We start from the raw sequence: 22089 nt of genomic DNA, 5'->3' as shown, positions 1-22089 counted from the left end.
ATCGAGCGATGGAGTCGTCCACCCGAATTCTGATTCTCGGCATGGATTCGTCGGGGAAAATACTCCAGTTCGACCGTAACGCCGCCGCAGTTCTCGCCCCGAACGGCGACGACCTGCGCGGTGCCGACCTGGACGAGGTGATCCCCGGCGCGCGGGATCCGCTGCTGGAGGCCATCAAGGCCGGCCGGGAGCGGACCGCGATGCTCGCCGTGGACAACCCCGAGGGCGGCATGCTCGACGCCGTCGTCACCGTCCACCCGATGAACGGCGGCGAGCCCGACGTCGTCGCCCTCGCCGTCGTCCGGGTGCCGGTGCCGCTCGCCGACCGGTTCGTCGACCCGGCCGTGATCCGCCGGGCCCTGCTGGACGACGCGCTCCCGCGGATCGGCTCCACCCTCGACCTGGAGATGCTGGCGCGCGGCCTGATGGACGTGCTCGTCCCGCACTTCTGCAACTCCGGCGCCCTGCTCCTGCTGGAGCGGCACATCGACGCCGACGAGCCGCCGGACGGCCCCGACGGCCCGCAGATGCGCCGGATGGCGATCGGGTTCGACGACGACGACCCGGCCTGGGACGCGACGTTCCCCACCGGCGAGTCCCTCGTCTACCCGGAGGGCACCCCGCACGCGCTGTGCATGGGGTCCGGCGAGCCCGTACTGCGCTCCCTCGGCCGCGACGGCGCCGCCCACCTCGCGGCGGCCTGGCGCCGGCCGCCGGTCGCGGACCTGCTCAAGGGCGCCTCCATGCTGCTGCTGCCGATCACGTCGGCGGCGGGGGTCCTCGGCTTTTTCACCTGCACCCGCAACGCCGCGCACCGCCCGTTCGACGCCTACGACGTCGAGATCGGGATGGACTTCGCCAACCGGGCGTCCATCTTCATCGAGAGCGCGCGGCAGTACTCGCGGGAGCGCGCCACCGCCCTCACCCTGCAGCGCAGCCTGCTGCCGACCGGGCTGTCCGCGCCGTCCCCGGTCGAGGTGCACCACCGCTACCTGCCGGGCAGCCGGCTGATCGAGGTGGGCGGCGACTGGTACGAGTCGATCGCGCTGCCGGGCGCGCGGGTCGCGCTGGTGGTCGGGGACGTCGCCGGGCACGGCGTGAAGGCCGCCGTCACGATGGGGCGGCTCCGCACCGCCATCCACACCCTCGCCGGGCTGGAGCTGCCGCCCGCCGAGGCCCTGGAGCGGCTCGACTCGCTGATGCGGACGCTCGGCGAGCGGGAACCGCACTTCGCCACCTGCGCCTACGTCGTCTACGACGCGGTCAGCGGCCGGTGCGAGGTCGCCAGCGCCGGGCACCTGCCGCCGCTGCTCGCCCCGCCCGGCGCCGACTCGGAGTACCTGCCGGTGCCGCCCGCGCCGCCGCTCGGCGTCGGCGGCGACGGCCCCATCGTCAGCCGCGAGTTCACCGTCGAGGACGGGACGCTCCTGTTCCTCTACACCGACGGGCTCGTGGAGAACCGGGCCCGCGACATCGACGACGGCCTCGCCCGCCTGCAGGCCACCTTCGGGCCGGGCGCCGCCGCCCGGCCGCTGGAGGACCTGTGCCAGGCGGCGCTGGACGGCGTCTACGACGACCAGCACCGCGACGACATCGCGATGCTCGTGGCCCGGCTGGCGCGCATCCCCGCCGACCACCACGCCACCTGGGAGCTGCCCGCCGAGCCCGCCGCGGTCCGCCGGGCCCGCGGCCTCGTCCGCGACCGGCTCGCCCGCTGGGACCTCGACGACATGGCCCACTCGACGATGCTGCTGGTGTCGGAGCTGGTCACCAACGCGATCCGGCACGCGGGCGGCCGGATCACGCTGCGGCTCGTGCGCGAGGGCGGCCTGGTCTGCGAGGTCTTCGACTCCTCCGACGGCCGGCCCCGCATCCGCCACCACGACGACGAGGACGGGATGACCGAGTCGGGCCGGGGCCTGCACGTCGTGGGCCGGCTGGCGCAGCGCTGGGGCGTGCGCCGCACCGCCGGGGGCAAGGTCGTCTGGTGCGAGCAGGAACTGCCCTGACCCCCGCGGGCGCGGCCGGGCGCGGGGCGGCTAGCGCAGCACCGAGATGTGCACGTGGTCGTAGTGGTTCTGCGTGAGGCTCCCGCGGTCCGCCATCGGGCGCCAGCCCCCGCCCCGCACGTTCCAGATGTGCTGCTTCCAGATGACGTAGGAGACCCCGAGGCGCCGCGCGTGCTGGACGGCGTACTGCGCGATCTGGTCGCCGTGCCGCATCGCACCGGCGCTCGGCATGCGGCCGCCGGTGCTCGCCATGAAGTCGCAGGCCCGGCCGTGCCCGTGGTCCTGCGCGTCGGCGTTGTCGCGGTAGCAGCCGATGACCGGGAAGGGGCCGAACAGCCGGGCGATCTCCAGCACCAGCGCCCGCATGGTGGGCGTCATCCGGTTGCCGGTGATCGGGGTCGAGTCGCCCGTCACCCCGTCGGGCCGCCCGGTCAGCCGCACGCGGCCGCCCTGCCCGGCGGGCTGCCGCCGCGCGGACCGCGCCGGTGCGAGCGCCGCCACCTTCGTGCCGCGCGGGAGGATCTTCTTCAGCCGCGCGGTCAGCTTCCCGGCGTCGGCCTTCGGGGCGCTGATGATCAGGGCGTTGCCCACCGGCAGGCCGAGCTCCCTGGCCCGCTCGCGGGACACGACCGCGTCGACGTCCCCGATGCCCATCGTGGCGTAGGCGCCGACGCGCACCCGGCCGGAGCGCTCGCTGCTGCCCGCCGGGACGACCGCGCCCAGCGGCAGCGCCCCGTCCTGGCCGTGCTCGAACGACACGGCCAGGCCGCCGGCCGCGATCGTCCGCCACAGCTGGTCGGACTCCGCCGTCTCCTCCGGCGCGAACGCCCGGAACTTCGACGGGTCGACGCCGAGCAGCCCCATGCGGCGCCCGCCGACCTGGGCCCGCGCGGCGTCCACGACGGCGACCCCGGCGACGCCCTTGAGGCCCCGTGTGCGCTCGACGGCCTGGGGCGGCAGCGAGGACGTCCCGGCGACCAGCAGGTGCGGCGTGTGGCGGCGGGTCAGCGGCGCCACCGCCGGCGCCAGCGGCGCCGCGCCCTGGTCCACCGACACCAGGTCGTCCGCGCCGGAGTCCTCGTCCAGGTGCCCCGAGACGAGAACGGTCACGTCGGCCGCCAGCGTGAGCCCCACGGCCAACGCGATGACGGCGGGCAGCGTGCGCCCGCGCCTCCTCATCAACACCCGCTCATCACCAATCGGCTCAGTCCCACCAGAAGGACCAGTTGGTCTTGCCGCGGATCTCCTCGGCGTAGCCGGCGAGGGTCCCGGGGCCCTGGAACAGGATGTCGGGGCAGAACGCCCAGTGCTCGGCCGCGACGTGGACGGCGTGCCGGGTGGTGACCGGGGGCGCGGCGACACTCAGCTCCAGCGTGTTGAAGCCCAGCGCGACCACGTGCGCGCCGAACCGGTCCTCCCAGCTGCGCAGGACGGCGGCGAGCGGCGCCGTCCACTCGTTGTGGTTGAGGGCGCCCTGCCAGCCCGCGACGGCCGGCGCGTCGGCGCCGCGGTCCACCGCGACCAGGCCCAGCGGGAGGCCGCGGGCGGCGAGCGCGCGGGCGTACCGGTCGGCCATGGCGCCGGGGTCGTCCAGCGGGACGCCGGGCGGGGCGAGCCCGGGGCAGTGCCGGCCGAAGGGGGCGAGGTCGTCGTGGTCGTCCGCGTCCGCCTGCTCGGCCCAGTCGGCCCACACCTCGGACATGAACGCGTGGGGGTGGTAGTTGCCGATCTCGGTCGCCGGCTCGGGCGCGATCTGCCCGGACGCCCAGGGCTGGTCGGTCTCGTCCATCAGCAGCGGCCACAGCCCCGACCGGGGGTGCTCGGCGCGGAGCCTGCACCACAGCTCGCCGTGGACGGGCTCGTCGCTCAGCCAGAACGCGGGACGCATGAGCAGCCGCCGCTGCGGATAGCCCGGGTCGGGCCAGACCAGGTCGCCCTCGGGCAGCGGCACCGACAGCGTCCGCCCGGCGGCAGCGCCGTCGATGCCGCCCTCGAAGAGCTGCGGCAGGTCGCCCGGCAGGTGCCGGACCTCCACATCATCCATTTCACGCCGTTCCGGTACAGAGCACGCCAACAGGATCTTGGCACTGGTGATGGTAACGGCGCAGGGGCCGCCGAGGGGGACGAGCCGTACGGTTCGGCCGTTCCGGGCGGGCGTCGGAAGCGAAACCGCCCGGCGGGCGAGCGGGGTGCGGGATGATGGCGGGGTCTTCCCCTCCCCACCCGAACACGCGAGGGCCCGAACACGTGAGTGAGTCCCCCCGGCTGCGGCGCGCCGTCCGGGCCCTCCTGCTGGACGGTGACGCGCTCGTGCTGATCCGGCGCACCAAGCCCGGCCGCCCCGTCTACTGGACGACGCCGGGCGGCAAGATCGAGCCCGACGACGCCTCGCCCGAGGCGGCGCTGCGGCGCGAGCTGGACGAGGAGCTGGGCGCCACCGCGGGCCCCCTCCGGCAGGTCTTCGCGTCCGGCGAGCTGAGCCCCGGGCGGTGCCGCCTCGACACCTTCTACGTGTGCCGCCTGATCTCGATGGACCTGTCCCGCCGGCACGGCCCGGAGTTCGGCGCCGAGGCCGACGGGCGCTACGACGTCGAGCATGTGACCTGCACGCCGGCCGGGCTGGCGTCCGTCGACCTCGTCCCCAGGACGCTCGCCGCCTATCTCGGCGACCACGCCGCCGACCTCGCCGGCCTGCTCGCCACCTGAACTGGGGCCTTGTCAGATTCGTCGGGATATGCGAATTTTGCGGAGCCTCTGTGATCAAGGAGCCGCAATGCCGCGACCTCTCCTGCGTGTGGCGGGAACCGCCGTCCTCGGCGTCGCCCTTTTGGCGCCCGTGCCCGCCTTCGCCGCCACCGAATTGCCCTCGGAACGCGGCATGTCGGCCACCATCCGCTACACCGAGTACGGCATTCCGCACATCACGGCGAAGGATTACGCCGGCCTTGGCTACGGCACCGGTTACGCCGCGGCGAAGGACAACCTCTGCCTGATCGCGCAGGGCGTCGTCACCCTGCGCGGGGAACGCTCCAAGTACTTCGGACCCGAGGCCGCCCCGGACGGCTCGCTGTCGTCGGCGTCGACCAACCTGGCCAGCGACGTGTTCTTCACGTCCGTCAACGACAGCGGCATCGTGGAGAAGCTGATCGCCGCGCCCGCGCCCTACGGCCCGGCCGCCGAGGCGCGCGAGATCAGCCGCGGATGGGCGGCCGGGTACAACCGGTTCCTGAGCGAAGGCGAGATCACAGACCCGGCGTGCAAGGGCGCCGCGTGGCTGCGGCCCGTCACCGAGCTGGACGTCCACCGCCGCGGCTACGCGCTCGCCATGCTCGGCGCCTCCGGAAGGAGCACCGACCAGATCGTGGCGGCCGCCCCGCCGGGCGGGAACGAGGTCAGGCGCAGCACGCAGTCGCCGCAGGAGGCCGCGAAGGCGGCCCGGAACCTGATGGCGGACGCCGCCATGGGGAGCAACGCGATCGCCGTCGGGAGCCAGGCCACCGCGAACGGCCGCGGGCTCCTCCTCGGCAACCCGCACTACCCGTGGCACAACGGGCGGCGCTTCTGGCAGATGCACCAGACGATCCCCGGCAAGCTCGACGTGAGCGGCGCCGGCCTCCTCGGCTCGCCCGCGATCAACATCGGGCACACCTCCACCTTCGCGTGGAGCCACACCGTCGCCACCGGCGTGCCGTTCAGCCTGACCGAGCTGCGCCTGGTGCCCGGTGACCCGACGTCGTACTTCGTGGACGGCAAGAAGGAGAAGCTGACCAAGCGGCAGGTCACCGTCCAGGTCAAGCAGCAGGACGGATCGCTCAAGCGGGTGACGAGGACGCTGTGGCGCAGCCGCTACGGCCCCATCGTCATGTCCGTCCCGCCCGTCGACCTGCCGTGGACGACGTGGAACGCCTACGCCCTCACCGACCCGAACGCCACCAACGTCCGCCTCGCCAACACCTCGCTCGCCCTGAGCAAGGCCCGGACCACCGACGACGCCCTCCGCGCGCTGAAGCAGACGCAGGGCCTGCCCTGGGTCAACACGATCGCCGCGGACTCGCGGGGGCGGGCCCTCTTCGCGCAGATCCAGGTGCTCCCGAACGTCACCGACGAGTTCGCGGACCGCTGCAACAGCCTGCTCGGCCACCTGACGTTCCGCCAGGCCGGTCTGGCGATCCTGGACGGCACCCGGTCGTCCTGCGCGCCGGGCAAGGCCCCCGGCACCGTCCAGCCGGGCATCCTCGCCCCGGACCGCTACCCGGTGCTGCACCGCGCCGACTACGTCACCAACTCCAACGACAGCTACTGGCTGTCCAACCCCCGGCAGCCGCTGAACGGGTACGACCGCATCATCGGCGACGAGAACGCGGAGCGCACCCTGCGCACCCGGAGCGGCCTCGTCGCCGTCCAGGACCAGTTGGGCCAGGGCCGCTTCACCCGCCCGGACATGCAGGACCTCGTCTTCGCCAACCGCAACATCGCGGGTGAACTCGCCGCCGAGGGCAGCGTGAAGATGTGCCGCGAGATGCGGCTCGGCGAGCCCTGCGAGGTCCTCGCCAAGTGGGACCGGACCGCCGACACCGGCAGCCGCGGCGCCCTCCTGTTCGACCGCTACTGGCGCAAGGCGACGGCCGCCTGGGACCTGTGGAAGACGCCGTTCGACGTCTCCGACCCGGTCAACACGCCGCGCGACTTCAACACCGCCTCCTGGGCGGCCCGCAAGGCACTGATCGACGCGGTCGGCGAACTGCGCACGTCGAGCATCCCTCTTGACGCGCCCCTCGGCGACCATCAGTACGTCACCCGCAACGGCGAGAAGATCCCGGTCGGTGGCGGCACGGAGGCCCTCGGGATCCTCAACAAGATCGAGGCCAGGTGGACGCCCGGCCAGGGGTACACCGAGGTCGGGACCGGATCGAGTTACGTCCAGGTGGTCTCCTTCGACGGCGACCGCTGCCCCGACACCCGGACCCTCATGACGTACTCCCAGTCCGCCGACCCGACGTCCCCCCACCACGCCGACCAGACCCGCCTTTTCTCGAAGAAGGGCTGGGCCACCGGACGCTTCTGCCAGGACGACATCACCAAGGCCCCCGGCCTGAAGGTCGTCCAGCTCAGCGGACGCTGACGTCCTCCCTGGTGGGCCCGCGGGCCCCACCAGGGGCCGGTCCTCAGTTGCCCGCGCCCAGGTTGGCCATGAACGCCGACGGGTAGCGGTCGCCGCGCGCCGCGCCTCGCGGCACCGCCTTCTCGATCTCGGCCAAGTCGTCGGCGGTGAGGGCCACGTCCACGGCGGGCAGCGCCTCGTCCAGCCGTTTCCGGGTGCGGGCGCCGACCAGCGGCACGATGTCCTCACCCTGCGCCGCCACCCAGGCGATGGCGAGCTGGGCGACCGTGCATCCCTTCGCGTCGGCGACCCCGCGGAGCGCCTCCACGAGGGTGAGGTTGTGCGCGACGTTCTCGCCGGAGAACCGCGGCATCATCGCGGCGCGGCCGTCGCCCGCGGTGCCGCGGTCGGTGGACCAGTGCCCTGAGATCAGCCCCCGGCCGAGGACGCCGTACGCGGTCATGCCGATGCCCAGCTCCCGCAGCGTGGGCAGGACGTCGTCCTCCACCGCGCGGGAGATCAGCGAGTACTCGATCTGGAGATCGGCGACCGGATGCACGGCGTGCGCCCGGCGGACCGTCGCCGCGTCGACCTCCGAGAGCCCGAGGTGCCGCACGTACCCGGCGTCGATCATCTCCTTGATCGCGCCGACCGTCTCCTCGATCGGCACGTCGGGGTCCAGCCGCGCGGGCCGGTAGACGTCGATGTGGTCGGTGCCGAGCCGGGTCAGCGAGTAGGCCAGGAAGTTCTTGACCGCCTCGGGCCGGCCGTCGTGCCCGCCGAAGCCGGGGCCCGGCCCCCGCAGCATTCCGAACTTGACGCTCAGCCGGTAGCCGTCGCGATCGCGCCCGCGCAGCGCCTCGGCCAGCAGCAGCTCGTTGTGCCCCATGGCGTAGAAGTCGCCGGTGTCGATCAGCGTGACGCCGGCGTCCAGCGCGGCGTGCACGGTGGCGATGCTCTCCGCCCGGTCGGTGGGGCCGTAGGCGTCCGACATCCCCATCGCACCCAGCCCCAGGGCGGAAACGACCGGCCCCGACGTGCCCAAGGTTCGTGTCTTCATCGCGTTCTCCCTCGTTTCGCTGTCACCACGACCCTGCGTCCGAACGGGGGCGGCCGAAAGCGGAGCGTTCATCGTGGGAGAGCCGCTCCCTGGATAACGCGCCTCGCGGCGAGGTTCCATGGAGTCATGCAACGTGAGGAGCTCGCCGACTTCCTGCGCCGCCGCCGCGAGGCCGTACGGCCGGCGGAGGCGGGGCTCACCGAGGGACCGCGCCGCCGCACTTCGGGCCTCCGCCGCGAGGAGGTCGCGATGCTCGCCGGCATGTCCGTGGACTACGTCGTCCGCCTCGAGCAGGGCCGCAGCAGCCGGCCGTCGACCCAGCTGCTCGGTGCGCTGGCCCGGGCGCTGCGCCTGTCCGACGACGAGCGCGACCACCTGTTCCACCTCGCGGGCCACCAGCCGGTGCCCGCCGACGGGACGGCCTGCCTCGCCCGCGCCGGCCTGATCCGCATGCTCGACCTGCTCGACGGCACCCCGGCGCTGGTGCTGTCCGAACTGGGGGAGGTCCTGGCGCAGAACCGGACGTCGGTCCTGCTGGCGGGGGACCTCACCGGCTTCTCCGGCGACCGGCGCTACCTCCCGTACCGCTGGTTCACCGAGCCGGACGTCCGCGCCGCCCACGCGGCGGACGACCGGGAGCGGCACTCCCGCCAGATCGTCGCCGATCTGCGCGTGGTCGCGGGCCGCCGGCCGGGCGACCCGGAGATCACGCGGCTGGTCGACCGGCTGCGGGCGGCCAGCGGCGACTTCCGCCGCCTCTGGGACGAGCACGAGGTCGCGGTGCGGCGCGCCGACCGCAAGACCATCGTCCATCCGCGGGTGGGGAGCCTGCGGATGGACTGCGAGACGCTCGTCACCCCCGACCAGCGGCAGGAGCTGGTGGTGCTCACCCCGGCGGACGAGGAGTCCCGCGAGCGCCTGGAGCTGCTGCGGGTGCTCGGCACGGAGGAGTTCCCCTCCGACGCGCCCGCGCGTTAAGTTCCTGCGCCTGCTGGCAGGAGGCGCAATACCGCAAGCGGAGCGTTCCGCCTCGGCGCCCGGGTGGTGCCCGGCCATGTCGTCTAGACCCACACCCGCCCGGACCTGCACGCCCGTGCACCCGCGAAGATCGTCATGTCGGAGTACACGCTCACCCCCGCAACGACGCCATGGCCGCCCTCGCCCGCTACGAACTCGCGCCCGCCGGCGCCCGCCCGTTCGAGCTCCTCTCGGGCGGCCAGCAGGCCCGCCTGCAATTCCTCCTCCTGGAGCTGTCGTGCGCTACCTGTGTGCGGGCCAGTGCTCCGGCCTTCTGGGCGGGGGTGAAGTCCCGCCCGTGAGGGCCGCCAGGCCCAAGCGTGCTCTAACCCGGCCGGTTCTGCTGCTCGATGTACTGCCGCAGCACGGTTAGGGGCGCGCCGCCCACGCTCCCGGCGAAGTAGGACGCCGACCACAGCTTGTTCGCCCGCCAGTAGTGGCGGACCAGTTCGGGGAACTCCTGACGCATCCTGCGGGAGGACACGCCCTTGAGCGAGTTGACCAGTTTGGACAGGGCGACCTTGGGTGGGAAGTTCACGAGTAGGTGCACGTGGTCGGTCTCGCCGTTGAACTCGGCCAGTTCAGTATCGAAGTCCGCGCACACGTCCCGCATAATCTGCTCCATGCGCTCCAGGTGTGTCCTCGTGAACACTGGATGCCGGAACTTGGTCACGAAGACCAAATGTGCGTGCAGTACGAAAACGCAGCGCCTACCAGTTCTGATGTCGCCATGATCAGCCATAGACCAATAGTAGGATCGGGGTGTGCAGCTCAGGTATCAGTTCCGGCTCTACCCGAACCCCGGCCAGCAGCAGTCGCTGGCGCGGGCGTTCGGGTGCGCGCGGGTGGTGTTCAACGACGCGCTGCGCGCACGCGAAGAGGCGCTCGCCGCCGGGCTGCCCTACCCATCGGACGGGGACCTGTCCAAGCAGGTCATCACCGAGGCGAAGAAGACTAGCGAGCGAGCGTGGCTGGGCGAGGTCTCGGCCGTCGTGCTCCAGCAGGCCCTGGCGGACCTGAACACCGCGTACCGCAACTTCTTCGCGTCGGTCTCGGGGAAGCGGAAGGGCCGGAAGGTCTCCCCGCCCCGGTTCCGGTCGCGCAAGGACCAACGGCAGGCGGTCCGGTTCACCCGCAACGCCCGCTGGAGGATCACGGCGGGCGGGAAACTGTGCCTGCCGAAGATCGGGGACGTGCGGGTTCGGTGGTCCCGGGACCTGCCGTCCGCCCCGTCGTCGGTGACGGTGATCCGCGATGCGGCGGGCCGGTACTTCGCTTCGTTCGTGGTCGAGATGCCCGGCGAGCCGTTGCCGGAGGTGGCGGCGGAGGTCGGGATCGATCTGGGGCTCACGCATTTCGCGGTGCTGTCGGACGGCCGGAAGATCACCTCTCCGAAGTTCCTGCGCCGCGCCGAACGCCGGTTGAGGAAGGCGCAGCAGGCGCTGTCCCGCAAGCAGAAGGGATCGCAGAACCGGCGCAAGGCCGTCGCGAAGGTCGCGCGACTGCACGCCCGTGTCGCCGATGCGCGACGGGACCATCACCACAAGCTCTCCACCCGGCTGGTCCGCGACAACCAAGCGGTCTACGTGGAAGACCTTGCGGTGAGCGCTTTGGCCCGCACCCGGTTGGCCAAGTCGGTGCGCGACGCGGGCTGGTCCCAGTTCGTCGGGATGCTGGAGTACAAGGCCGGACGGTCCGGCCGCGCCTTCGCGCGGGTGGACCGCTGGTTCCCCTCTTCCAAGCTCTGCGGGGCATGCGGGACAGTCGCCGAAGCCATGCCGCTGAACGTCCGGGAGTGGGCTTGCCCGTGCGGCGCGGTCCACGACCGCGACATCAACGCCGCGCGCAACATCCTGGCCGCCGGACGGGCGGACAGGCTAAACGCCTGCGGAGGGACCGTAAGACCCTCCGCCTAGCAGAGGGCAGGACCCGGTGAAACAGGAAGCCACAGAAGTGCCGCACACGCGGCACAGGCTGAATCCCCGGCCATCAGGCCGGGGAGCGCGTCAACCTGCTCCTCCTGGACGACGACACCGACAACCTGGACCTGGCCAGTGCCGAGGCCCTGCAGGAGGGCCTGGCCTCCTACGCGGGGACCGTTCTGGCCGTTACGCACGACCGCTGGTTCGCGGGCGACTTCGACCGCTTTCTGATCTTCGGGTCGGACGGAGCCGTCCACGAGTCGGACATTCCGGTCTGGACCGGCCGGCACGGGTGATCCGCCGGTGTTCGATGGGGCCCGGTCCGCGGAAGGAAGTCGTCTTGAGCAGAGGAGGGCTGTGGTGGTGGAGGAGTGGCCCGGGAGCGAGCTGAGCGACGAGGAGCTGGACGTCGCCTACAACGTGCGGCGGAAGGCGGGGGAGGAGCTCTTCGCGCGGCACATGGCGCGGTACCGGGACGAGTCGGCGCGCGCCGTCGCCGGGCTTCCCGGGCATCCCGGGATCGTCTACGACGAGGCGAGCGGGGAGCGGCTGGACGTCTGGGGCACCGGCGAGGGGCTGCGGCCCGTGTTCGTCTTCCTGCACGGCGGCTACTGGATGGCGCTGTCGCGGGACGTGTCGTCGTTCATGGCCCGCGGGCTCTACGAGCAGGGCGTCGCGACCGTCGTGCCGGACTACACGCTGGCGCCGAGGGCGTCGCTGGAGGAGATCGTCCGGCAGGTCCGGGCTTCCATCGCGTGGATCCACCGGCACGGCCGCGAACACGGGCTCGATCCGGCGCGCATCGTGGTCGGCGGCAGTTCGGCCGGCGGGCACCTGACCGGCATGGCGATGGTCGGCGGATGGCAGGAGCCGCTGGGGCTGCCGGGCGACGTGGTGAAGGCCGCCATGCCGATCAGCGGGCTGTTCGACATCCGTCCCATCACCCGCGTCTACGTGAACGAGGCCGTGCGGCTCGACGTCGAGCGGGCGGCCGCGCTGAGCCCCGCGCTGCTGCCCGCGGAGTACCGGTGCCCGGCGGCCTTCGTGGTCGCGGAGAACGACGGCGAGGGGTTCCTGGAGCAGTCCCGGTCGTTCCAGCCGCAGTGGGGCGCCGGGGAACTGCTGGTGGTGCCCGGACGGGACCACTTCGACGTCGTCTGCGATCTGGCGGATCCCGCGTCACCGGTCGGCGCGGCGCTGCTCGGCCTGCTCAGGCGGTGAGCGCGGCAGCCTCCCGGCGCAGGTGGTCGAGCATGATGCGGGCGGACGGCGTCGGCGCGCGGTGCGCGGGGAGGGTGACGCCCACCTGGCGGCGGACGGTCTCCAGCGGGACCGGCAGCGGCGCGATGTCGGCGTCGGTGCGGCCGACGAGCTCGGGGAGGGCCGCGATCATGTCGGTGTCGCGGACGAGCGTCCGGACGGTCAGCACCGACGTGCACTCGACCAGGTTGCCCGGCAGGACGAGGCCCTCCGCGCGGAACACCTGCTCCAGCTCCGCGCGCAGCGCGGTCTGCTCCAGCGGCAGGACCCACGGGTAGCCGAGCAGGTCGGCAAGGCCGAGGTCCGGCAGCGAGCGGGCGGGGTGGCCGCGCCGTGCGACCAGGCGGACCGGCTCGCCGTAGAGGGTGATCTGCCGGAGGCCGTGCAGGTCGTCGATGGGGTTGAGGCGGCCGAGGATCAGGTCGATCTCGCCGTCCAGCAGGCGGGGGACCTGGGCGTCGAACGTGGCCTCCTGGACGATCACCGTGATGCCCGGCCTGTCCTTCTTCAGCGCGGCGATCGCGCGGGGGAGCAGGACGTTGGAGCCGGCGAGCAGGGTGCCGATCGTGACGGTGCCGACCTCGCCGTCCGCGAGGCCGGTGATCCGCTCGCCCGCGCGGCGCAGCTCGGCGAGGACGGCGCGGGCGTGCTCGGTGAACGCGTCCCCGAACAGGGTCGGCGTCACGCCGCGCGGGCCGCGGGTGAACAGCTCCACCCCGAGGATGCCCTCGACCTCGCGCAGGCTCCGGGTGACCGCCGGCTGCGCGAGGTGCAGGTGCTCGGCCGCCCGCAGGACGCTGCCGTGCTCGGCGATCGCGACGACGAGGACGAGGTGCCGGAGCTTCAGCCGTCCGTTGAGCAGGTCGAGCTGGCGCATGCCTCCTTGCTATCACAGTTTCGTGATAGCTCCCGGGCCGATTGGTATTTGTCAGGCATAGCTCGGAGGGCGGAGGATCGCGGTATGAAGGCCGAACACTACGTCGGCGGAACCTTCCGCACGGACGGGGCGCCCTTCCCGCTCATCGCCCCCGCGGACGGCTCCGAGCTGGGCGCCGTCCCCGAGGCCACGCGGGAGGTCGTGGACGACGCGGTGACCGCGGCGAGGACCGCGCTGAAGGGGCCGTGGGGAGCGCTGGGCGCCCAGGAGCGGGCCGCCGCGCTGCGGACCGTCGCCGACGGGATCCAGGCGCGGTTCGACGAGTTCGTCGAGGCGGAGGTCGCCGACACCGGGAGGTCCCGGGAGTTCGCGTCCACCGTGGACGTCCCGAGGGCGGTCGGCAACTTCCGCGCCTACGCCGACCTGCTGTACGGGCGTCCCGAGCGCGCCTACATGACGCAGGTGCCCGGGTGGAGCTCCGGGGCGGGCGAGGCGCTCAACTACACGGTGCGCCGGCCGCTGGGCGTGGTGGCGGTCGTCTCCCCGTGGAACCTGCCGCTGCTCCTGTCGACCTGGAAGATCGCCCCCGCGCTGGCGTGCGGCAACACCGTCGTGCTCAAGCCGTCCGAGGAGACGCCGTCCACCGCGACGCTGCTCGCCCGGGTGGTCCACGACGCCGGGCTGCCGGACGGCGTGTTCAACGTCGTGCACGGGCACGGCGCGGGCGCGGCGGGCGAGTTCCTCACCGGCCACCCGGGCGTGGACGCCATCGCGTTCACCGGCGAGTCCGCCACCGGCGCCGCGATCATGCGCAACGCCGCCGACCACGTCACGCCCCTGTCGTTCGAGCTGGGCGGCAAGAACCCGGCGCTCGTCTTCGCCGACGCCGACCTCGCCGCGGCCGTGGACGGCACGGTCCGCTCGACGTTCACCCACTCCGGGCAGATCTGCCTGTGCACCGAGCGCGTCTACGTGGAGCGGCCCGTCTTCGAGGAGTTCACCGAACGGCTGGCCGAGCGCGCGAAGGCCCTCGGCGGCTACGGGCCGATGATCTCCGCCGAGCACCGCGACAAGGTCCTGTCGTACTACCGCCTCGCCCGCGACGAGGGCGCCGAGGTCGTCGCGGGCGGCGGCGCGCCCGAGTTCGGCGACGACCGCGACAAGGGCTTCTACGTGCAGCCGACCGTCCTGACCGGCCTTCCGGAGACGGCCCGGACGGTCAGGGAGGAGATCTTCGGGCCGGTCTGCCACGTCGCGCCGTTCGACACCGAGGACGAGGCCCTGGCGCTCGCCAACGACAGCCCCTACGGGCTCGCCTCGACGCTGTGGACGCGGGACCTGTCGAGGGCGCACCGGGTGGCGCCGCGCGTCGAGACGGGGATCGTCTGGGTGAACTGCTGGAATCTTCGCGACCTTCGCACACCGTTCGGCGGTGTCAAAGCGTCCGGGATCGGGCGGGAAGGGGGAGAGTACTCCTTGGACTTCTTCTCCGAGCCCGTCAACGTGTGCATCCAGATTTGAGAGCGAGCCCAGTGACAACGAACATCGAAGCCGCCGCCGAGCGGCTCCTCGGCGCCTACGCCTCCGGCACGCCGTGCGAACCCGTCCGCGACCTGATCGGCACGGCCGACGACGCCTACGCCGTCCAGGAGCGGCTGACCGAGCGCTGGCTCACCGAGGGCCGCCGCCTCGCCGGGCGCAAGATCGGCCTGACGTCGCGGGCCGTGCAGGCGCAGATCGGCGTCGACAGCCCCGACTTCGGGATGCTGTTCGCCGACATGGCCGTCCCGGACGGGGACGAGATCCCCGCGGGCGCGGTGCTGCAGCCGCGCGCCGAGGCGGAGGTCGCGCTCGTCCTGGAGCACGACCTCACCCACGAGCGGCACACCGTCGCCGACGTGATCCGCGCGACCGCGTTCGCGCTGCCCGCCATCGAGGTCGTCGGCAGCCGGGTCCGCGACTGGGACATCACCCTCGCCGACACCGTCGCCGACAACGCCTCGTCCGGCATGTACGCGCTGGGCAGCCGCCCCGTCCCGCTCGCGGACGTCGACCTGCGGCTCTGCGGGATGGTGATGGAGCGGCGCGGCGAGCAGGTCTCCACCGGCAACGGCGCCGCCTGCCTGGGGCACCCGCTGAACGCCGCGCTGTGGCTCGCCGACACCCTCGTCCGCGTCGGGCGGCCGCTCCGCGCGGGCGACACCGTGCTGACCGGCGCGCTCGGCCCGGTCGTCCCCGCCGCGCCCGGCGACGTGTTCGAGGCCCGCATCGACGGACTGGGCGACGTGCGCGTCGCGTTCGGCCGTGCCGAGTCAGGTGGGGAGGAGTCCTGATGGTGGACGTGCACGCCCTCGCGGAGCGGCTGGACGACGCCGCCCGGGACGTCCGGGCGATCCCGCGGCTCACCGACGAGGCGCCGCTCGACGAGGCGGCCGGCTACGCCGTGCAGCGCGCGGGGATCGAGCTGCGCCGCCGCCGGGGCGAGCGGCTCGCCGGGGTGAAGATGGGCTTCACCAGCCGGGCCAAGATGGTGCAGATGGGCGTCGACGACGTCATCTGGGGCCTGCTCACCGACCGGATGCTCGCCGAGTCGTCCGTGGACGTCTCCGGCCTCATCCATCCGCGGATCGAGCCGGAGATCGCCTACCTGATCGGGCGGGAGGTCCGTTCCCCCGCCGAGGCCGAGTCGGCGGTGGCCGGCGTCGCGGTCGGGTTCGAGGTCCTCGACTCCCGGTACTGCGACTTCAAGTTCACGCTCCCCGACGTCATCGCCGACAACGCGTCCGCCGCGCGGTTCGGCTTCGGGGCCTGGCATCCGCCCCGCGACGTGTCGAACGTCGGCCTGCTCGTGGAGATCGACGGGCGGCCCGTGCAGACCGGCTCGTCGGCCGCGATCCTCGGCGACCCGGCGCGGTCCCTGCGGGCGGCGGCGCGGCTCGCGCTCGGCGCCGGGATGACCCTCGAACCGGGCTGGATCGTGCTGGCCGGCGCCGCGACGGCGGCGGTCCCGCTGCCGAAGGACGCGCACGTCCGCGTCACCGGCGCCGGGCTGGGCGGCGTGGAGGTGACGACGTGACGGGCGACGCGATCCTCGTCGAGGGCAAGGCCGCGCCGCGCGGCCGCTTCCCGCACGCCCGGCGCGCCGGCGACCTCGTGTTCGTGTCCGGGACGAGCTCCCGCCGCCCCGACGGGACGTTCGCGGGCGCGAGCGCCGACGCGATGGGCGTCACCGACCTCGACATCCGCGAGCAGACCCGCGCCGTCATCGGCAACATCCGCGACCTGCTGGCGGCCGCGGGCGGCGGGCTGTCCGACATCGTCGACGTCACCGCGTACCTGGTCAGCATGAACGACTTCGGCGGCTACAACGAGGTGTACGGGGAGTACTTCGACGAGACCGGCCCGGCCCGCACGACCGTCGCCGTCCACCAGCTCCCGCACCCGCACCTGCTCATCGAGATCTCGTGCGTCGCGCACATCCCCAGGGGCCGCGCGCCCGCCGACACAACCGCCGAGGAGGCCGGAACATGACCCTGCCCCAGCTGTCGTTCGGAACGCCGTTCAACTTCGAGTCCTGGATCGACGAGCACCGCGACCTGCTCAAGCCGCCGGTCGGCAACGTGCAGGTGTTCGACGACGCCGGGCTGATCATCATGGTGGTCGGCGGCCCCAACCAGCGGACCGACTTCCACGACGACCCGACCGAGGAGTTCTTCTACCAGCTCGAGGGCAACATGGTCCTGCGCGTCATGGAGGAGGAGGGCCGCCCGCCGCGGGACGTGCAGATCAACGAGGGCGACGTCTTCCTGCTGCCGCCGCACGTGCGGCACTCGCCGCAGCGGCCCGAGGCCGGGTCGATCGGCCTCGTCGTGGAGATCCCGCGGCCGGAGGGGCTGCGGGAGGCGTTCGAGTGGTACTGCACCGAGTGCCACCACCTCGTCCACCGCGCCGAGCTGCAGGTCCGCTCGATCGTGGACGACCTGCCGCCCGCGTTCCAGGGCTTCTACGACAGCGACCGCAAGTGCCCGAACTGCGGCGCCGTCCACCCCGGCAAGCAGTGGCCGCAGACGATGACGCCGGCCACCGCGCCCCGGGTCTGACGGTGATCCCGTGACCGTCATCGACGTCCACACGCACGTCTTCCCGCGGCTCGGCCGGAACGAGGGCCGGATGCTCGCCGACGAGGCGGAGCCGTGGCTGCGCGTCGACGGCGCCGGCACCGGCATGATGATGTGCGGCGACGAGGAGTACCGGCCGGTCGGGGAGGCGCTCTGGGACCCCGCCCGGCGGCTGGCCGACATGGACGCCGCGGGCGTGGACGTCCAGGCGGTCTCGTCCACGCCGCTGATGTTCGGGTACGCGGCCGAGCCGTCCCGCGCCGCCGACTGGTGCGACCTGGTGAACGACCGCGTCCTCGCGTTCTGCGCGGAGGCCCCCGGCCGGCTGCTGCCGCTGTGCCAGGTCCCGCTGCAGGACCCGGCGCTGGCCTGCGAGGTCGCGTCCCGGGCGGCGGCGGCCGGGCACCGCGGCGTGCACATCGGCAACCACGTCGGCGACCGCAACCTCGACGACGAGGGGATCACCGGGTTCCTCGCGCACTGCGCCCGGATCGGGCTGCCGGTCCTGGCGCACCCGTGGGACATGCTCGGCGGGGACCGGATGCGCGGCCACATGCTGCCGTGGCTGTCCGGGATGCCCGCCGAGACGCAGCTGAGCATCCTCGGGCTGATGCTGTCCGGCGCGTTCGAGCGCATCCCGGCGTCGCTGCGGCTGTGCTTCTGCCACGGCGGCGGCAGCTTCGCCTTCCTGCTCGGGCGGGCCGAGAACGCCTGGCACCGGCGCGACATCGTCCGCGCCGACTCGCCGCGCCCGCCGTCGGAGTACGTCGACCGGTTCCACGTCGACTCCGCCGTGTTCGACCCGCGCGCGCTCCGCCTGCTCATCGACGTGATGGGCGTGGAGCGCGTGATGCTCGGCACCGACTACCCGTTCCCGCTGGGGGAGGAGGAGCCGGGCGCGACGATCCGGGCCTGCCCCGGGCTGGACGACGCCGAACGCGCTCGGCTCCTCGGCGGCAACGCGCTGGACTTCTTCGCGCCGGCCGAGGTCCCCGCCGCGACGATGCCGGCCACGTGAGACGGACACCTTGAAGAGGCAACGAAGAGGCACCGTGATGACGACGAACCGGGGAGGGACGCCGTGACGGCCGAGGACGAGGCGCGGCGGCTCGACGCCGCCGATCCGCTGCCCACCCTGCGCGGCGAGTTCCTCGTCCCGCCCGCCCCCGGCGGGGCGTACGAGGAGGCGGCCTACTTCGCCGGCAACTCCCTGGGGCTCCAGCCGAGGGCGGTCGCGGGACGGCTCCGCGAGGAGCTCGACGACTGGGCGCGGCTCGCGGTGGAGGCCCACACGGAGGCCCGCCGGCCCTGGGTGGACTACCACGAACTGCTGCGCGAGCCCGCGGCACGGCTCGTCGGCGCCCTCCCGCACGAGGTCGTCGCCATGAACTCGCTGACGGTCAACCTGCACCTGATGATGGCGAGCTTCTACCGGCCCGCCGGGGACCGCACCCGCATCGTCATCGAGGACTCGGCCTTCCCCTCCGACTCCTACGCCGTCGCCAGCCAGGCGGTCCACCACGGCCTCGACCCGGCCGCGGCCGTGGTGCGGCTGCGGCCGCGCCCCGGCGAGGACGACCTGCGCACCGAGGACGTCGTGGCCTTCCTCGGACGCGAAGGGGACACGGTCGCACTCGTCCTGCTCGGCGGCGTCAACTACCTCACCGGCCAGCTCATGGACATGCCGGCGATCACCAAGGCGGGCCGCGCCGCCGGCGCCGCCGTCGGCTGGGACCTCGCGCACGCCGCCGGGAACGTCCCGCTGCGGCTGCACGACTGGGACGTCGACTTCGCCGCCTGGTGCACCTACAAGTACCTGAACAGCGGGCCCGGAGCGGTCGCCGGATGCTTCGTCCACGAGCGGCACGTCCGGGACGCGTCCGTGCCGAAGCTGGCGGGCTGGTGGGGCACCGACCCGGCCGTCCGGTTCCGGATGGACCCCGACATCTCGCCCCCGGCCTCCGCCGACGCGTGGCAGCTGTCCAATCCGCCGATCATGGCCCTGGCCCCGGTGCTGGCGTCCCTGGAGATCTTCGACCGGGTCGGGATGGCGGCGCTGCGCGCCAAGAGCGAGCGGCTCACCGGCTACCTCGCGGACCGCCTCGCGGAGACCCGCGCGCGGATCATCACCCCGGCCGACCCGGCCGCCCGCGGCGCCCAGCTCTCGCTGCAGGTGGACGACGCGGGCGGCCTCGTCCGGCGGCTCGCCCAGGACCGCGGAGTGGTCGCCGACGCCCGCGAACCCGATGTCCTGCGCCTCGCGCCCGCCCCGCTGTACTGCACCTTCCACGACTGCCACCGCGCCGCCGAGGCCCTCCGGGATCTTGTTTAGGAGTGTCGGTGCATAGGGTGGCCCGGCATCGGGTAGGTTCGGTTGCGTTGCACGATGGCGCCCGGTCAGGCCGGCCGGGAGCCAGGCAGTCTCGAAGCGTTTTCTCCGGGTGACCGGCGGGCGTGAGATGAGTCCGCTTGCAGCCCGGTCCGCCGCCCGGCGGGCCGGTGAGTTTCACCCGAAGGGAAAGACCATGGCCGAAGGCACCGTGAAGTGGTTCAACTCCGAGAAGGGCTTCGGGTTCATCGCGCCCGACGGCGGCGGCCCGGACGTGTTCGTCCACTACTCGGCGATCGCCACCAACGGCTACCGCAGCCTGGACGAGAACCAGCGCGTCTCGTTCGAGATCACGCAGGGCCAGAAGGGCCCGCAGGCCGAGGGCGTCTCCCCGCTCTAAGGCCACGGCGAGCTTAGAAGGCCGGGGACGCACGCCGTCCCCGGCCTTTCGCGTGCCCGCCCGCCGGGGGCTACTCCCTGGGCAGCCGCTCGCCGGTGCGCAGCCGGTCGAGGCCGAGCCAGATGAACTCGATCGCCATCTGCTCGGCGCGGTCGCGCGGGGTGTCGGGATGCTCCAGCCACCACGACACCATCGACAGCATCGACCCGTACATCAGGGGGACGAGGAGCCGCGCGCGCCGCTCGTTCACCGCCAGCGCCGCCGGGGACAGCTTCGGGTCGGCGCGGCGGCGGCGCAGCAGCAGGTCGGCGAACGCGCCGCCGAGGCGGTCCCGCAGCTCGCGCAGCTCCACCCCGACGTCGTCGGGCTTGTCGAGGTGCCGGACCACCAGCGCCCACGCGTCCGGCTCCTCGGTGGCGTAGTCGAACAGGACCCGGATCATGGCGCGGATGCCGTGCGGCGAGCCGCGCTCGGCCAGCACGGCCTCGTTCAGCCGGGCCGTCAGCTCGGCGACGATCGCCTCGGTGACCTCGGCGAACAGCTCCTCCTTCGAGGTGAAGTGCTGGTACAGCAGCGCCTTGGACACCTGCGCGGCGGCGGCCACGTGCTCCATCTGCGTCAGGTGGTAGCCGCGGCGGCCGAACTCCTCCAGAGCCACCTGGAGCAGCTGCTCGCGCCGCCGGGCGTACGGCATCCGCCGCCGTACGCCGGGCACGCGCTCCCCCGTGCCGTCGGTCATGCGTCGGTGTACTTGCCCAGTTCGGCGCGGGCGACGGAGCGGACGTGGACCTCGTCCGGGCCGTCGGCGAGGCGCAGCGTCCGCAGGCCCGCCCACATGGCGGCGAGCGGGGTGTCGCCGCTGACCCCGGCGCCGCCGTGCACCTGGATCGCCCGGTCGACGACCTCCAGCGCGACCCGCGGCGCGATCACCTTGATCGCCGCGACCTCGGACCGGGCGGCCTGCACGCCGTGCTTGTCGATCAGCCAGGCGGTCTTGAGCGTGAGCAGCCGGGCCTGCTCGATCGCCATCCGCGACTCGGCGATCTGCTCGCGCACCACGCCCTGCCGGGCGATCGGCCCGCCGAACGCCTCGCGGGACAGGGCGCGCCGGCACATCAGCTCCAGCGCCCGCTCGGCCGCGCCGAGCGCGCGCATGCAGTGGTGGATGCGGCCGGGGCCGAGGCGCGCCTGGGCGATGGCGAAGCCGCCGCCCTCCTCGCCGACGAGGTTCTCCACCGGGACGCGGACGTCGGTGAAGGTGATCTCGCAGTGGCCGTGCTGGTCCTGGTAGCCGAACACGGGCAGCGGCCGGACGATCTCCACCCCGGGCGCGTCGACCGGGACCAGCACCATCGACTGCTGCCGGTACGGGTGCCCGTCCGGGTCGGTCTTGCCCATCACGATCATGACCTTGCAGCGCGGGTCGGCGGTGCCGGTGATCCACCACTTGCGGCCGTTGATGACGTAGTGGTCGCCGTCCCGCTCGATGCGGGTGGAGATGTTCCTCGCGTCGGAACTGGCCACCTCCGGCTCCGTCATGGCGAACGCGCTGCGGATCTCGCCGTTCAGCAGCGGCTTGAGCCATCGCTCCTTCTGCTCGGGCGTGCCGAACAGGTGCAGGACCTCCATGTTGCCGGTGTCGGGCGCCGCGCAGTTGGTGGCCTCGGGCGCCAGCTCGGGGGACCGGCCGGTCACCTCGGCGAGGGACGCGTAGTCCGTCACACTGAGGCCGTGGGCCGGGTCCTCGCTGTCGGGCAGGAAGAGGTTCCAGAGGCCGCGCTTGCGGGCCTCGATTTTGAGGTCCTCCACGATCTGGGGGAGGTGGTGCTCGCGGCCCGCCGCGCGCAGTTCCGCCCGCTGGGCCTCGTACACCGGCTCCGCCGGATACACGTGGGAGTCCATGAATTCCTGGAGGCGGCCGAGGTGGTCCTGGGCGCGCTCGCTCAAACCGAAGTCCATTCCGCTAGAGTAACTGACGAGTCAGTTACTTTCACTC

At 73.0% G+C, this 22089-nt stretch carries 22 protein-coding genes and 1 pseudogene; 15 read left to right on the top strand and 8 right to left on the bottom strand.

The features are described 5' to 3' along the window. Positions 1 to 41: 41 nt before the first annotated feature. Complete coding sequence (locus tag IEZ03_RS34230; protein WP_184885179.1) at positions 42 to 2009, top strand: ATP-binding SpoIIE family protein phosphatase; 1968 nt, start codon at positions 42 to 44, stop codon at positions 2007 to 2009. A gap of 30 nt (positions 2010 to 2039) precedes the next feature. On the opposite strand, the gene IEZ03_RS34225 is transcribed toward IEZ03_RS34230, so the two are convergent. Continuing rightward, positions 2040 to 3188 carry a VldE C-terminal domain-containing protein gene (locus tag IEZ03_RS34225; protein ID WP_184885177.1) on the bottom strand — a complete coding sequence of 383 codons (1149 nt, stop codon included), beginning with the start codon at positions 3186 to 3188 and terminating at the stop codon, positions 2040 to 2042. Between the two features lie 25 nt (positions 3189 to 3213). Then, a complete protein-coding gene (locus tag IEZ03_RS34220) occupies positions 3214 to 4053 on the bottom strand; it encodes a DUF4253 domain-containing protein (protein WP_184885175.1) in 840 nt (279 codons plus the stop codon). Positions 4054 to 4256: 203 nt separating this feature from the next. On the opposite strand from IEZ03_RS34220, the gene IEZ03_RS34215 reads away from it, so the two are divergent. Both IEZ03_RS34215 and IEZ03_RS34210 read left to right on the top strand, forming a co-directional pair. Continuing rightward, positions 4257 to 4715: an NUDIX domain-containing protein gene (locus IEZ03_RS34215; RefSeq protein WP_221480750.1), complete on the top strand. Its 459-nt coding sequence runs from the start codon at positions 4257 to 4259 to the stop codon at positions 4713 to 4715. 67 nt (positions 4716 to 4782) lie between these two features. Then, a complete protein-coding gene (locus IEZ03_RS34210; protein ID WP_184885171.1) occupies positions 4783 to 7131 on the top strand; it encodes a penicillin acylase family protein in 2349 nt (782 codons plus the stop codon). A 43-nt stretch (positions 7132 to 7174) separates the two neighbouring features. On the opposite strand, the gene IEZ03_RS34205 is transcribed toward IEZ03_RS34210, so the two are convergent. Beyond that, positions 7175 to 8170: an aldo/keto reductase gene (locus IEZ03_RS34205; protein ID WP_184885169.1), complete on the bottom strand. Its 996-nt coding sequence runs from the start codon at positions 8168 to 8170 to the stop codon at positions 7175 to 7177. 126 nt (positions 8171 to 8296) lie between these two features. Here IEZ03_RS34205 and IEZ03_RS34200 point away from each other — a divergent pair, with 126 nt between their 5' ends. Continuing rightward, positions 8297 to 9148 carry a helix-turn-helix transcriptional regulator gene (locus IEZ03_RS34200; RefSeq protein WP_184885167.1) on the top strand — a complete coding sequence of 284 codons (852 nt, stop codon included), beginning with the start codon at positions 8297 to 8299 and terminating at the stop codon, positions 9146 to 9148. 83 nt (positions 9149 to 9231) lie between these two features. Here the strand turns inward: IEZ03_RS34200 and IEZ03_RS34195 are convergent, their stop codons facing one another. Together IEZ03_RS34195 and tnpA are read right to left on the bottom strand one after the other, a co-directional pair. After that, positions 9232 to 9405 carry a hypothetical protein gene (locus IEZ03_RS34195; RefSeq protein WP_184885165.1) on the bottom strand — a complete coding sequence of 58 codons (174 nt, stop codon included), beginning with the start codon at positions 9403 to 9405 and terminating at the stop codon, positions 9232 to 9234. A 107-nt stretch (positions 9406 to 9512) separates the two neighbouring features. Beyond that, positions 9513 to 9929 carry an IS200/IS605 family transposase gene (gene tnpA / locus IEZ03_RS34190; RefSeq protein WP_184885163.1) on the bottom strand — a complete coding sequence of 139 codons (417 nt, stop codon included), beginning with the start codon at positions 9927 to 9929 and terminating at the stop codon, positions 9513 to 9515. Positions 9930 to 9951: 22 nt separating this feature from the next. Here tnpA and IEZ03_RS34185 point away from each other — a divergent pair, with 22 nt between their 5' ends. The 3 genes and pseudogenes from IEZ03_RS34185 (at position 9952) to IEZ03_RS34180 (ending at position 12330) form a co-directional block, all read left to right on the top strand. Continuing rightward, a complete protein-coding gene (locus IEZ03_RS34185) occupies positions 9952 to 11103 on the top strand; it encodes an RNA-guided endonuclease InsQ/TnpB family protein (RefSeq protein WP_184885160.1) in 1152 nt (383 codons plus the stop codon). A gap of 95 nt (positions 11104 to 11198) precedes the next feature. After that, positions 11199 to 11405, top strand: a pseudogene (locus IEZ03_RS38345) (ABC transporter ATP-binding protein); the annotation flags it as partial. A gap of 64 nt (positions 11406 to 11469) precedes the next feature. Beyond that, on the top strand, positions 11470 to 12330 hold the full coding sequence (locus tag IEZ03_RS34180) for an alpha/beta hydrolase (protein WP_229808751.1): 861 nt from the start codon (positions 11470 to 11472) through the stop codon (positions 12328 to 12330). On the opposite strand, the gene IEZ03_RS34175 is transcribed toward IEZ03_RS34180, so the two are convergent. After that, positions 12320 to 13246, bottom strand: a complete 927-nt coding sequence (locus IEZ03_RS34175; RefSeq protein ID WP_184885158.1) for a LysR substrate-binding domain-containing protein — start codon at positions 13244 to 13246, stop codon at positions 12320 to 12322. The genes IEZ03_RS34180 and IEZ03_RS34175 overlap by 11 nt on opposite strands. Before the next feature lie 84 nt (positions 13247 to 13330). Here IEZ03_RS34175 and IEZ03_RS34170 point away from each other — a divergent pair, with 84 nt between their 5' ends. The 8 genes from IEZ03_RS34170 (at position 13331) to IEZ03_RS34135 (ending at position 20093) form a co-directional block, all read left to right on the top strand. After that, the gene (locus IEZ03_RS34170) at positions 13331 to 14767 is read left to right on the top strand and encodes a 2-hydroxymuconic semialdehyde dehydrogenase (RefSeq protein ID WP_184885156.1); all 1437 of its coding nucleotides are present in this window, start codon (positions 13331 to 13333) and stop codon (positions 14765 to 14767) included. Between the two features lie 11 nt (positions 14768 to 14778). Beyond that, positions 14779 to 15579 (top strand): 2-keto-4-pentenoate hydratase, encoded by an 801-nt coding sequence (locus tag IEZ03_RS34165; protein WP_308428017.1) that lies wholly within the window; start codon positions 14779 to 14781, stop codon positions 15577 to 15579. After that, positions 15579 to 16322: a 2-keto-4-pentenoate hydratase gene (locus IEZ03_RS34160; protein ID WP_184885147.1), complete on the top strand. Its 744-nt coding sequence runs from the start codon at positions 15579 to 15581 to the stop codon at positions 16320 to 16322. Before IEZ03_RS34165 ends, IEZ03_RS34160 begins: the two co-directional genes overlap by 1 nt. After that, positions 16319 to 16777: a RidA family protein gene (locus IEZ03_RS34155; RefSeq protein ID WP_229808750.1), complete on the top strand. Its 459-nt coding sequence runs from the start codon at positions 16319 to 16321 to the stop codon at positions 16775 to 16777. The genes IEZ03_RS34160 and IEZ03_RS34155 overlap by 4 nt, the downstream gene beginning before the upstream one ends. Beyond that, a complete protein-coding gene (locus tag IEZ03_RS34150) occupies positions 16774 to 17346 on the top strand; it encodes a 3-hydroxyanthranilate 3,4-dioxygenase (protein WP_184885140.1) in 573 nt (190 codons plus the stop codon). The genes IEZ03_RS34155 and IEZ03_RS34150 overlap by 4 nt, the downstream gene beginning before the upstream one ends. A gap of 10 nt (positions 17347 to 17356) precedes the next feature. Then, the gene (locus tag IEZ03_RS34145) at positions 17357 to 18382 is read left to right on the top strand and encodes an amidohydrolase family protein (protein WP_184885138.1); all 1026 of its coding nucleotides are present in this window, start codon (positions 17357 to 17359) and stop codon (positions 18380 to 18382) included. 63 nt (positions 18383 to 18445) lie between these two features. Next, entirely contained in the window at positions 18446 to 19696 is a 1251-nt protein-coding gene (gene kynU, locus IEZ03_RS34140; protein ID WP_184885136.1) for a kynureninase, read from the top strand. A 193-nt stretch (positions 19697 to 19889) separates the two neighbouring features. Next, complete coding sequence (locus tag IEZ03_RS34135) at positions 19890 to 20093, top strand: cold-shock protein (protein WP_131974991.1); 204 nt, start codon at positions 19890 to 19892, stop codon at positions 20091 to 20093. A gap of 70 nt (positions 20094 to 20163) precedes the next feature. Here the strand turns inward: IEZ03_RS34135 and IEZ03_RS34130 are convergent, their stop codons facing one another. Continuing rightward, entirely contained in the window at positions 20164 to 20832 is a 669-nt protein-coding gene (locus IEZ03_RS34130) for a TetR/AcrR family transcriptional regulator (RefSeq protein WP_184885134.1), read from the bottom strand. After that, entirely contained in the window at positions 20829 to 22052 is a 1224-nt protein-coding gene (locus IEZ03_RS34125) for an acyl-CoA dehydrogenase family protein (RefSeq protein ID WP_184885132.1), read from the bottom strand. Before IEZ03_RS34125 ends, IEZ03_RS34130 begins: the two co-directional genes overlap by 4 nt. Positions 22053 to 22089: the final 37 nt, after the last annotated feature.

This window comes from Actinomadura livida (assembly GCF_014648675.1).
GTDB lineage: Bacteria > Actinomycetota > Actinomycetes > Streptosporangiales > Streptosporangiaceae > Spirillospora > Spirillospora livida.
Note: the sequence above shows the minus strand (reverse complement) of the source record. Positions and strands in the feature narration are given on the sequence as shown.

Coding starts and splice junctions, on each gene's coding strand:
- IEZ03_RS34220 (WP_184885175.1), bottom strand. CDS start 4,053: ATGGATGATGTGGAGGTCCGGCACCTGCCGGGCGACCTGCCGCAGCTC.
- IEZ03_RS34210 (WP_184885171.1), top strand. CDS start 4,783: ATGCCGCGACCTCTCCTGCGTGTGGCGGGAACCGCCGTCCTCGGCGTC.
- IEZ03_RS34125 (WP_184885132.1), bottom strand. CDS start 22,052: ATGGACTTCGGTTTGAGCGAGCGCGCCCAGGACCACCTCGGCCGCCTC.
- IEZ03_RS34205 (WP_184885169.1), bottom strand. CDS start 8,170: ATGAAGACACGAACCTTGGGCACGTCGGGGCCGGTCGTTTCCGCCCTG.
- IEZ03_RS34230 (WP_184885179.1), top strand. CDS start 42: ATGGATTCGTCGGGGAAAATACTCCAGTTCGACCGTAACGCCGCCGCA.
- IEZ03_RS34170 (WP_184885156.1), top strand. CDS start 13,331: ATGAAGGCCGAACACTACGTCGGCGGAACCTTCCGCACGGACGGGGCG.
- IEZ03_RS34225 (WP_184885177.1), bottom strand. CDS start 3,188: ATGAGGAGGCGCGGGCGCACGCTGCCCGCCGTCATCGCGTTGGCCGTG.
- IEZ03_RS34175 (WP_184885158.1), bottom strand. CDS start 13,246: ATGCGCCAGCTCGACCTGCTCAACGGACGGCTGAAGCTCCGGCACCTC.
- tnpA (WP_184885163.1), bottom strand. CDS start 9,929: ATGGCTGATCATGGCGACATCAGAACTGGTAGGCGCTGCGTTTTCGTA.
- IEZ03_RS34160 (WP_184885147.1), top strand. CDS start 15,579: ATGGTGGACGTGCACGCCCTCGCGGAGCGGCTGGACGACGCCGCCCGG.
- IEZ03_RS34150 (WP_184885140.1), top strand. CDS start 16,774: ATGACCCTGCCCCAGCTGTCGTTCGGAACGCCGTTCAACTTCGAGTCC.
- IEZ03_RS34130 (WP_184885134.1), bottom strand. CDS start 20,832: ATGACCGACGGCACGGGGGAGCGCGTGCCCGGCGTACGGCGGCGGATG.
- IEZ03_RS34135 (WP_131974991.1), top strand. CDS start 19,890: ATGGCCGAAGGCACCGTGAAGTGGTTCAACTCCGAGAAGGGCTTCGGG.
- IEZ03_RS34200 (WP_184885167.1), top strand. CDS start 8,297: ATGCAACGTGAGGAGCTCGCCGACTTCCTGCGCCGCCGCCGCGAGGCC.